General features: G+C 74.5%; 5 protein-coding genes. 2 read left to right on the forward strand and 3 right to left on the reverse strand.

Annotated features, from left to right (window positions below):
- From ACFU6K_RS30050 to ACFU6K_RS30060, 3 genes are all read right to left on the reverse strand, one after another.
- The coding region (locus ACFU6K_RS30050) for a thioesterase family protein (protein WP_380668292.1) at positions 1-774 on the reverse strand (774 nt) is incomplete at its 3' end.
- A 152-nt stretch (positions 775-926) separates the two neighbouring features.
- Positions 927-1,904 carry a sphingomyelin phosphodiesterase gene (sph, locus tag ACFU6K_RS30055; protein WP_380668294.1) on the reverse strand — a complete coding sequence of 326 codons (978 nt, stop codon included), beginning with the start codon at positions 1,902-1,904 and terminating at the stop codon, positions 927-929.
- Between the two features lie 258 nt (positions 1,905-2,162).
- Entirely contained in the window at positions 2,163-3,473 is a 1,311-nt protein-coding gene (locus ACFU6K_RS30060) for a hypothetical protein (RefSeq protein WP_380668296.1), read from the reverse strand.
- A 335-nt stretch (positions 3,474-3,808) separates the two neighbouring features.
- On the opposite strand from ACFU6K_RS30060, the gene ACFU6K_RS30065 reads away from it, so the two are divergent.
- Positions 3,809-4,111, forward strand: a complete 303-nt coding sequence (locus ACFU6K_RS30065; RefSeq protein ID WP_380668298.1) for a hypothetical protein — start codon at positions 3,809-3,811, stop codon at positions 4,109-4,111.
- Positions 4,112-4,276: 165 nt separating this feature from the next.
- A partial coding sequence (locus ACFU6K_RS30070; protein ID WP_380668300.1) for a GNAT family N-acetyltransferase occupies positions 4,277-5,514 on the forward strand: 1,238 nt, incomplete at its 3' end.

A 5,514-nucleotide genomic window follows, 5' to 3' on the forward strand; every position in this document is an offset into this window, starting at 1 on the left:
GATCTGCTCGGCCCGGCCCAGCGGTCCTCGGACGTCGTGCAGCACGGTGCTGGTGACGCCGTGCCCGGCCGGGCCGAAGCTGACGCTGGTGTCCAGGCCGGTCCAGCCGCCCTCGGGGCGGCGGTGGAAGTGGATCGTCAGGTCGGTGTTGGGGAACATCCACTCGGTGGGGCTCTGCCGCACGGCGATGCCGTTGGCGGTGTCCACCAGCATGACGAAGGAGGCGTGCGGGCCGCTGGGCTCCCCCGCGACCAGCTCGACCGGGGTGGAGAGCCAGGCGGCGGCGCGGCCAGGGGCGGTCTCCCGGCGGCGGACGTCGATCGAGGCGATGTAGCCGCCGCCCCAGACCCCGCGCATCGTCCAGGGCTCGAACTCCTCGGGCGCGGGCAGCGGCTCGTCGTGGGTGCCGGCGACGGCGGTGGTGTCCAGCTCGGCGAGGAACCAGGCGCGGGCCCGGACCACGGCGCGCCCGCCGATCGTCACGGTGGCCTCGACCAGCTCGATGGTGCGCCCGGGGCGGACGGTCTCCACCGTGATCTCGCACTCGTCGAGGGCGATCAGGCCGAGTATGTCGTAGCTGATCCGGGCCAGCGCCAGGCCGTCGGCGGGGCGGCCGGCCCGGTACCTGTCGATGGCGTGCACGATCAGGCCGCCGAGCGGGCTGAAGTGCTGCTCGTCGGGGTGCCAGGCGCCCTGCGCCTGCACGGTGGGCTTGTAGGTGTGGTCGCCGGTGCGCTGGTAGTAGCTGTCGGGCGCGGCGTTGGGGGTGGTCACGTGCGCTTCTCCTCGGGCCGGATCGCTGGCTGCCGGGCGGGCGCCGCCGTGGTACGACGGCGCCCGACCTCGGCGTTCAGGATCGTAAGGGGCCGAACCGCCCGCGCGGCGTCACGGGTGACGCATCCCACACCCCCGGGGGATCCGGACCGTCAGTGCGCGGCGAGCGGGTAGTGGTCGGAGAGGTCGGTGTAGGTGTAGCTCTTGCCCCAACTGCTGACCGTCCAGGGCGCGCTGTGCACCCGGACCACCTCGTTGACGTACTGCTGCGGGCGGGCGTGGTCGGCCCGGTAGAGGACGTAGTCGAGGTCCTCCTTGGGCTCGCCGGGGTAGCGGTAGGCGGCGACGGAGTTGTCGACGGTGTCGAAGGAGTTCGGCCAGCCGGTGCGGGCGGAGGCCGGGGCGAGGTTGCCGTTGGTCAGCAGCGCCTGGTACTCGGAGCCGTGCGAGTCGATGTTGAGGTCGCCCGCGAGCAGGACCGGCTCGTCGGCCGGGATCCGCTTGGCGTCCAGGAAGGAGCGCATCGCGGTGAGCTGCTTGGCCCGGATGTCCGCGGCCTGGCCGCTCGCGCAGCCGGAGTCGGTGGACTGGAGGTGGGTGCCGACCACGTGGGTACGGCGGCCGTTGACGTCCAGCACGGCGTACGCGAAGCCCTTGTTGGAGTACCAGTCCGAGCCGCAGGCGTCCTTGAAGACGTACTGCTCCTTGCGCAGGATCGGCCACTTGCTGAGCAGGGTGACGCCGCCGTCCTCGGGGGTGGTGGAGCTGTAGCTGCCGGAGGTGGCGTCCCAGCCGCTGGTGGAGCGGCCGACCACCGGCGTGTGGTACGGGTAGGCGGCCGAGGCCTTGGCGGTGAGCGCGTCGGAGGCCGCGTTGTCGAAGGCCTCCTCCAGCACGACCACGTCGTGGCCCTGGAAGAAGTCCGCCGAGGCGATGGCCTGCGCCCGGTACTGCTGGCCCCAGTTGGGGTAGAGCGAGGTGCTCATCAGGAAGGTGTTGTAGGTCAGCACGTCGAGCGGGGGCGCGGTCGTCGGGGCGGTCTCGGCCGAGGCCGGGGCGGCGCCGAGCACGGCGAGGACGGTGGCGGCGGCACCGGCCGCGAGGGTGCGGCGGACGGACGACAGGGGCATCGGGCCTCCAGGAGGGCGTTGAGGGTGTTGTCGTGGACCCGTCGGGTCGAGGGATGTTGTGTATCCAACTCGGCCTCCGGCACGGCTCGCAAGACATCGGGCGAGCATGTGATGAACTCGTCGGTAACACCCGCGTCGAGGGCCTGACGGTCGGTCACCGCCCCGCCCCTCCGTACCGCGTGCCGGGAGCGGCGGTCAGACTGTCCCCCGGCGCCGCCGGTCCCCCTGGACGAGGACCTCCCGTTCCGCCGCGGCCGGTCAGCGCGGCGGCAGGTAGCGCACCAGGACGTCGGAGCCGGTGCCGTTCAGGGCGCCGAACAGCAGGGTGGTGCCGAACGCGTCCACGGCCGGCGCGAAGGACGGGCCGACGCCCTCGGCGACCCGCTCGACCTGGCCGGTCCGCAGGTCCCGCCGGAAGAGGTCCGGGGCGCCGTTGGTGTCCCCGGGGACCAGGCCGGCGTCGTCCGAGACGAAGTGGACCCAGCGGTCGTCCGCCGTCATGACGCCCGGCTGGGTGCCGGCGGGGGCCACCTCGGTGACCGTCCCGGTGCGCAGGTCGCGGGCGAGGAGCGCGACGCGGGTGGCGCCCTGGTCCGGCTGGAACACCCGGAACAGCGCGAACCGGCCGTCGGGGCTCAGCCGGCTCTGCCGCACGGCGTCGCGCAGGGTGCCGCTCGCGTCGACGCTCGCGCCCTCGATCCGGCCGGTGCGGGCGTCGTAGACGTAGAGCGGGAACAGCTGGCGGGCGGGCGGCGGCTTCAGGGCGGGCCGGGCCACCGGGGCGGCCGGCAGCAGGTTGGCCGCCTTCGACCGGAACGCGACGGTCCGGCCGTCCGCGCTGAGCGAGGGCTCCACCGAGCCGCCGTCGGCGGGGGCGCCGCCCTGCCCGGTGCTGACCAGCCGGGTGCCACCGGTCCGGCGGTCCGTCAGGTAGACGTTGGCGGTGCCGGCCCCCGCCCCGGGGGCGAGGTCGGCGCGGTCCGAGGAGTAGGCGACGAAGCGGCCGTCGGCGCTGATCGCGGGGCTGACGGAGTTTCCGGCGCCGGCACCGGCGGTGACCAGCTCGGTGCGGCCGGTGAGGCGGTCGCGGACGTAGACGTCGGTGCGGCCGCCGCCGTTCCCGGGGACGGCGTTGACGGCGTCGCTGCTGAAGGCGACGTACCGGCCGTCGGCGCTGATCGCCGCTTGGCTGGTGGAGCCGTCCAGCTGGGCACCGTCGTCGGCGAGGCTGACCCGCTCGGTGTGCCGCGTCCACAGGTCGCGGACGAAGACGTCGTAGCGGCGGTTGGTGTCCCCGGGCACCAGGTTCGAGGCCAGCGAGGTGAACAGGGCGTAGCGGCCGTCGGCGCTCAGCCCGAGCGGCTCGGACCAGTCGTCGGCGGGCTCGCCGTCGGGGCTCACGCTCACCCGGACCAGGTCACCACCCGTCGCCGCGAACGCGGGCGCGGACGCCGGTGCGGAGGCCGGTCCGGACGCGGCTGTGGCCCGGGCGTGCGCCGCCGGTGCCCCGGCGCCCGCCAGCAGCGTGGCCGCCAGCGCGCAGACCACCCGTACCGTCGTCGTCCTCATGGGCTCCCCTCCCCTTTCGTTCCCCGTTCACTCCGGCCGAGCCAACCGTCCTGCGTGCCCACGGTCAACCCCCGCCGTCCCGCGATGGACACGATTCCGCCAACTCCCGCACACGGGAGGCACGCACGTCGCACACGAGCCGGGCCCCGGGGCGCGTCACCCGCTGCGGCAAGGGAAACGGGAGCAGACGCCCCGAACCGGCTACATCCACGCTAAACGCGGACCGGCACGGGCATCCCACCCACGGTTGCCTCGCACCGAGGCAGCGCCCGGCCGTCGGGCGCGTGGGCGTCAGCCGGACCCGACGGGCGGCAGTCGAGCGAGAGGCGGAAGCCATGAGCATGATCCAGACCGGCAAGCTGCAGTTGAACTCCACCAGCGCCACGGAGCTGACCGGTGGAGCCACCTCGACCTTCACCCAGGTCGTCTTCCCCACGCCCTTCCCCAACGACGCGAACGTGATCGTCCTGCCGTTCGTCCAGACCTTCAACGGCCCCGACACCCCCGGCCTGCGGATCGCCGACGTCACCACCACCGGCTTCAAGATCCGCATCAACGAGCTCGTGGGCAGCGGCCGGGCGCTGTCCGACGGACCGCACACCACCGAGACCATCGGCTGGATCGCCAGCACGGTCTGAGCCCCCGGGCTCCTCGCGGCCCGGGCCGATGCGGGACCGCGAGGAGCCCTGCGCCGAACCGGCGGGCCGCCGACTCCGCTCCGCACCGGGCGCGTTCCCGCTCCTCCTTGCCGGTCCGGCAAAAACCGCTTGGCCGCGGGCGGCCACCGGTGCGAGGGTCCGGGAATGACCGTTGACGAAGCCTTTGCCCTGCCGATGGCCCTGCCCGGCGGCCTGCTCCTGCGCGAGTCCCGGCCGGAGGACGAGGAGCAGATCGGCGCGCTGCTCACGGAGCGCGACATCCCGGGGGGCGCGCTCGACCACCGCCTGGTGGTCGAGGACCCGGACGCCGGCCGGTCGGCCAGCGCGGTGGTGGTCGACGGCGACCGGGTCGTCTCCACGGCCACCCTGCTGGACGAGGAGCTGCGCCTCGGTGGTGTCCGGCTGCCCGCCGGGCAGGTCGACATGGTGGCCACCGACCAGGAGTACGAGGGTCGCGGCCTGGTCCGGGCGCTGCTGCGGTGGGCGCACGCGCGCTCCGCCGCACGCGGGCACGTGGTCCAGGTGATGATCGGAATCCCGTACTTCTACCGGCTGTTCGGCTACGAGTACGCGATCGACGTCCCGGTCTCGCGGCCGCTGCTCACCGCCCCGCCCACCATCGGCGCTGGGGACGCGCCCGCGCTGCGCACCGCCCGAGCGGCGGACCTGCCCGCCCTGGCCGCGCTCCAGGAGCAGGCGCAGCGCGGCTTCGACCTCGCGATGGGCCACGCCCCCGCCCGCTGGCGCTGGCTGCTGGCGCACGAGGCGAGCACGCTGCGGGTGGTCGAGCGCGCGGGCGGGGTAGTGGCGGTGGGCCGCACCACCCCGGTGGACGACGGCGAGTTCCACCTCGTCGAGGCGGCCGCCGCGGACGAGCGGGCGGCGCGCGACCTGCTGGCCGGCGTGGCGGCGTTGGCGCCCGAGGCGCGGCTCCGGGTGGTGCACCGGCCGGGCACCCTGCCCGCCACCGTCTGGCAGGAGCTGCTGGACGACGCGCCGCGCCGCGAGGCGGAGCAGTACTACGTCCGCATCCCCGATCCGGCCGTGCTGCTCGACCGGCTGCGTCCCCTGTTCCATCAGCGCCTCACCGCCGCCGGCCTGGACCGCGCCGACGGCGAACTGCTGCTCTCCACCTACCGCGCGCACTACCGGATCCCGGTCGGCGGGCAGGAGCCGGGCGAGGTGGTCACGGGCGGCACGATGCAGCACCTCGGCGCGTCCGGCGGCGTGGGCGTGGCGCCGGACGCGCTGGCGGCGCTGCTCTTCGGGCCGTACGGGCTGGAGGGGTTGAGCCGCATCCGGCCGGACGTGTACGGGCGTGGGGACGAGGAGCTGCACCGGGCGCTGTTCCCGCCGCTGACGGCCGACCTGCTGACGTACTA

This window comes from Kitasatospora sp. NPDC057512, from assembly GCF_042802135.1.
GTDB lineage: Bacteria > Actinomycetota > Actinomycetes > Streptomycetales > Streptomycetaceae > Kitasatospora.